The sequence below is a fragment of the Micromonospora sp. 4G55 genome (genome assembly GCF_016803375.1).
In genome coordinates, this window is the sequence record NZ_JAEVHN010000495.1 from 1 (window position 1) to 4661 (window position 4661).

Sequence of the window (4661 nt, forward strand, 5' to 3'; positions counted from 1 at the left end):
GCGATGCCGGTGCCGACGGCGACGAAGAGGACGTGTCCGACGCCCCGGCCGGCGCCGAGCCGGCTCTCGGCGAGGCCACCGACGCGCACGTCGTGGCCGAGCGCCGTGGGCAGTCCGAGCCGCGTGGCGGCCAGCTCCCGCAGGGGTACGTCCCGGAAGCCGATGTTGGACGACCAGACCGCCACCCCGGCGACCTCGTCCACCAGCCCCGGCACCCCGATGCCACAGGCGATCGGGGTCAGGCCGTCGGCGCGGGCCTTGCCGGCCAGCCCTTCCGCCACATCCAGGATGGTGTCGACCACGGCGGCCGGGCCGCGTCCGGCACCGGTGGGGTGTCGTTCGGCGTGCACCACCGCGCCGTCCGGGCGGACCAGGGCGCACTTCATCCCGGTGCCGCCGACGTCCAGTGCGACGACGACCGGGGCACCGTCGGGGGCGTCGGTCACGCGAGGACCACGGAGCGGCTCAGGTGCCGGGGCGCGTCCGGGTCGAGGCCGCGGCTGGTGGTCAGGGCGACCGCGAAGCGCTGGGCCAGGATGAGGTCGGCCATCGGGTCGACCGGGGTACGCCCCGCCGCCCAGCTGCCCAGCACGGTGCGGCAGCCGTGGTGGCGGCTGTGCACGAACGCCGCGCCGGTGGCCGCCACGTCCTCGGGCAGTCCCTCGGGCAGCTCGCCGAACGCCCAGACCAGCCGGCCCGGTGCGGCGATCGAGATCGGGCCGTGCCGGTAGTCCATCGCCGGGTACGCCTCGGCCCAGAAGGTGGCCGCCTCCCGGCACTTCAGCGCGGCCTCCTGGGCCAGGCCGACCGTCCAGCCCCGGCCGAGGAAGGTGGCCTGCTCGATGCGGGCCGGGTCGATCGGCAGCGGGGCCCGGACGGTCACCTCGGCGTCGGCGGCGAGCGCCTCGACGTTGTCGCCGAGGTGGGCGCGGAGCAGCGCCAGGGCGGTGGTCGCGAAGCGGGTCTGCACCACCGACCGCTCGTCGGCGAAGGGCATGGTCACCGCCGCGTCGGCCAGCCCGGTGGCGGGCGAGGCGGGGTCGCCGACGAGGACCGTGGTGGGGGTCTGCCCGCGCAGCGCGGTGAGCAGGTCGAGCACCTCGGTGGTGGTGCCGGAGCGGGTGATTGCGATCAGCCGGTCGTAGCGGCGGCCGGTGGGGAACTCGCTGGCCTGGAAGGCGTCGGTCTCGCCGTGGCCGGCGCGCTCGCGCAGCCCGGCGTACGCCGCCGCCATGAACCAGGAGGTGCCGCACCCGACGACGGCGACCCGCTCGCCGGGGCGCGGCAGGTCGGTGGCGACGGTGCCGGCGAGCTGTGCCGCCTCCCGCCAGCAGTCGGGCTGGCTCGCGATCTCCGCGTCGACGTACGCCATGAGAACTCCTCGCACAGGGCGGCGGTGCGCAATACGGCTCATTACAGCCGTCTTTCGCGCGTCATTCTGCGCGAACCCGGGTGGCCGTGGCAACCAGCTCCCGGATCGCGCAGATGGTGGTTTTGCGCCCTCGTAGTTTCGCGCACTACTGTGCACGCAATCAATCACCGTTCGTGCAGAGTCAACGGAGGCCCCCGCGGTGGACCGGTACGCCAGATGGAACGCTCTGCTCGAGATGCTGACCGACAGTGGTCGGGTCAGCGTCGAGGAGGCGGCCGAGCGGCTGGACGTCTCGCAGGCCACCATCCGCCGTGACTTCGACCAGCTCGCCCAGCAGCAGATGATCACCCGTACCCGGGGCGGCGCGGTCGCCAACGGCGTCTCGTACGACCTGCCGTTGCGCTACAAGACCGCGAAGCACTCCGCCGAGAAGCAGCGGATCGGTGCGGCCGCCGCCGCCCTGGTCACCCCGGGCACCGTGGTCGGCCTCAACGGCGGCACCACCAGCACCGAGGTCGCCCGCGCCCTGGCCGTCCGCCCCGACCTGAACACCAGCGCCGAGGGCGCCCAGCTGACCGTGGTCACCAACGCCCTGAACATCGCCAACGAGCTGCTGGTCCGCTCCCGGATGAAGGTCGTGGTCGCCGGCGGGGTGGTGCGCCCGAAGTCGTTCGAGCTGGTCGGCCCGCTGGGCGGGGCGCTGCTGCGCGAGGTGACCCTGGACGTCGCCCTGCTCGGCGTGGACGCCGTCGACCCGCAGCTCGGCGCCGCCGCCCACCACGAGGGGGAGGCGGCGATGAACAACCTGATGGTGGCCCGGGCCAAGCGTGTCGTGATCATCGCGGACTCGTCCAAGCTCGGCGGGCACGCCTTCGCCCGGATCTGCCCGGTGGACCGGGTGGAGACGCTGGTGACCGACTCCGGGGCGGCGACCGAGGTGGTGGAGGCGTTCCGCGCCGCCGGCGTCAACGTCATCTGCGCCTGATTCCCTCGTTGATGCACCGTCGGTAGCGGCTCGACGCCCCGATGCATACCGGGTATTGCCCTCCTGGGCATACCGAGTATGGTGACCGCTGTCATAAGCCACCATCGGGGGAGGCGCAGCTTGTCGGCTGTCCTGGAGATCGAAGGTCTACGTAAGACGTACAAGAGCCGCCGGCGGGGCACCCGCAACGCGCTGGACGGCTTCGACATGCGGGTCGAGGCGGGCCAGGTGCACGGCTTCCTCGGCCCCAACGGGTCGGGCAAGACCACCACCCTGCGGACCCTGCTCGGCCTCATCCGGCCCGACGGCGGCCGGATGACCATCCTCGGGCACGAGGTGCCCGCGGCGCTGCCCACCGTGGCCGGTCAGGTCGGCGCGATCGTCGAGAGCCCGCAGTTCTTCCCGCACTTCACCGCGCGCGACACCCTGTCGCTGCTCGCCGGCGCCGGCGAGGTGCCGGTCAACCGGGTCGACGAGGTGCTGGAGCTGGTCGGCCTGCGCGACCGGGCCGGTGAGCGGGTCAGGACGTACTCGCTCGGCATGAAGCAGCGGCTCGCGGTCGCCTCGGCCCTGCTCAAGAACCCGAAGCTGCTGATCCTCGACGAGCCGGCCAACGGCCTCGACCCCGGCGGCATCCGGGAGATGCGCACCCTGATGCGCACCCTCGCCGAATCCGGGATGACCGTGGTGCTCTCCAGCCACATCCTCGGCGAGATCCAGCTCATCTGCGACTCGGTCACCATCATCTCGCTGGGCCGGCGGGTCGCCTTCGGCCCGGTCGACCAGGTGCTCGCCGCACACTCGCACGGCGGGGTCCGGGTCCGGCTGGAGGCGGCCGAGGACCTCGCCGCCGCCGCCGACCTGCTGGACCGCTCCGGCGTGTCGGTGACCCGGCACCCCGACCACCTGATGCTGGCCGGCGTGGACAAGCCCGCCTCGGTCAGCCGGCTCCTCGCCGAGCAGCACCTGTACGTCAGCGAACTGGCCCCGGTCGCGGTGGACCTGGAGAGCGTCTTCCTGGAACTGACCGCGACCGCGCCGGTACCCGGTCAGCACCGCCAGGTCGACCAGTCCACAAAGGTCGGTGGGTCGGAGCAGGCCGGCGCCGCCGGAGGAGGTTGGGGAGCATGAGTCTCTACCGTACGGAGCTGCGCCGGCTGACCAAGCGGCGCTTCACCCGCTGGATGACCCTGGCCGGGGTGCTGGTGCTGCTGGCGGTGCTCGCCGGCGTCTTCCTGACCAACCACAAGATCGGCCCCGCCGAGCGGGCCCGCGCCGAGCGCCAGGCCGAGCAGCAGTACCAGGAGCAGGTCCGCTGGGCCGAGCAGGAGAAGGCGGCCTGCGTGCGGGCCCAGTCGGGCGGTACGCCCAACACCGAGGGCCGGTTCCCGCCGGACTGCGAGATGATCAGCCCGCCACCGCGGGACGCGTTCCAGGCGCAGTGGTTCCTGCCGTCCACCTTCGACTTCCGCAAGACCTTCGACGACACGCTGGTGCCCTTCACCGCGATCCTGGCGCTGGTCGGGTTCGTCGTCGGCGCCTCCTTCGTCGGGGCCGAGTGGAGCACCGGCGGAATGATGAACCTGCTGCTCTGGCGGCCGAAGCGGCTCACCGTACTGCTGACCAAGCTGGCGGCGCTGCTGACCGGCCTGCTCACCCTGGCCCTGACCTCGGCGGTGGTCTGGACCGTCGGGTTCTGGCTGGTCGGCACCTTCCGCGGCACCACCGCGAAGACGACGTCCGGGGCCTGGCAGTCCTTCGCGCTCACCGGGCTGCGCGGGCTGCTGCTGGTGCTGACCGCCGCGACGATCGGCTTCGCGCTGGCCTCGCTGGGCCGGCACACCGCGATGGCGCTCGGCGGCGCGATCGCGCTCGCCGTGGTGGGCCAGTTCGGCGTCGGCATCCTGCTCAGCATGGCGAACGTGAAGTTCGTGGAGGCGTGGCTGCTGCCCACCTACGCGCTGGCCTGGATGCAGAAGAAGGTGACCCTGGAGAACTGGGACTCCTGCAACAACGTCTCGTTCTCCGGTGAGTGCAAGCCGGAGACGCTCGACATCACCTGGCAGCACTCGTCCACCCTGCTGATCGGCGGGTTGGTCCTGCTGCTCGGCGCGGCCCTCTGGACGATGCGGCGGCGCGACATCTCCTGACCGCCGGCCGGGTCCCGCGCACCGCGCGGGGCCCGGCGCGCGTCGGATGCGTCGGACAGCGGCCCTGGTTACGCTGGGGTCCCCCGGTCGGCGTCAGGAGTTGCCGGCCGTCCGCGCTGTGTGAGGAGCGAGCATGCCCGCCGACGCGTCCGCG

General features: G+C 72.7%; 5 protein-coding genes. 3 read left to right on the forward strand and 2 right to left on the reverse strand.

The window, feature by feature from the left end:
* Together JNW89_RS28205 and JNW89_RS28210 are read right to left on the reverse strand one after the other, a co-directional pair.
* Positions 1-386 (reverse strand): ROK family protein (locus tag JNW89_RS28205; protein ID WP_238451406.1); only part of this gene is annotated, 386 nt, incomplete at its 3' end.
* 56 nt (positions 387-442) lie between these two features.
* Positions 443-1372, reverse strand: a complete 930-nt coding sequence (locus JNW89_RS28210) for an SIS domain-containing protein (RefSeq protein WP_238451403.1) — start codon at positions 1370-1372, stop codon at positions 443-445.
* 199 nt (positions 1373-1571) lie between these two features.
* Between JNW89_RS28210 and JNW89_RS28215 the strand changes: the two genes are divergently transcribed.
* From JNW89_RS28215 to JNW89_RS28225, 3 genes are all read left to right on the forward strand, one after another.
* Positions 1572-2357, forward strand: a complete 786-nt coding sequence (locus JNW89_RS28215; RefSeq protein WP_179802095.1) for a DeoR/GlpR family DNA-binding transcription regulator — start codon at positions 1572-1574, stop codon at positions 2355-2357.
* 120 nt (positions 2358-2477) lie between these two features.
* Positions 2478-3488, forward strand: a complete 1011-nt coding sequence (locus tag JNW89_RS28220) for an ATP-binding cassette domain-containing protein (RefSeq protein ID WP_255541338.1) — start codon at positions 2478-2480, stop codon at positions 3486-3488.
* The gene (locus tag JNW89_RS28225) at positions 3485-4507 is read left to right on the forward strand and encodes an ABC transporter permease subunit (protein ID WP_238451404.1); all 1023 of its coding nucleotides are present in this window, start codon (positions 3485-3487) and stop codon (positions 4505-4507) included. The genes JNW89_RS28220 and JNW89_RS28225 overlap by 4 nt, the downstream gene beginning before the upstream one ends.
* Positions 4508-4661: the final 154 nt, after the last annotated feature.

What these genes read in the sequence shown, in the direction of transcription:
- JNW89_RS28210 (WP_238451403.1), bottom strand. Translation starts at nt 1,372, where the DNA reads ATGGCGTACGTCGACGCGGAGATCGCGAGCCAGCCCGACTGCTGGCGG.
- JNW89_RS28225 (WP_238451404.1), top strand. Translation starts at nt 3,485, where the DNA reads ATGAGTCTCTACCGTACGGAGCTGCGCCGGCTGACCAAGCGGCGCTTC.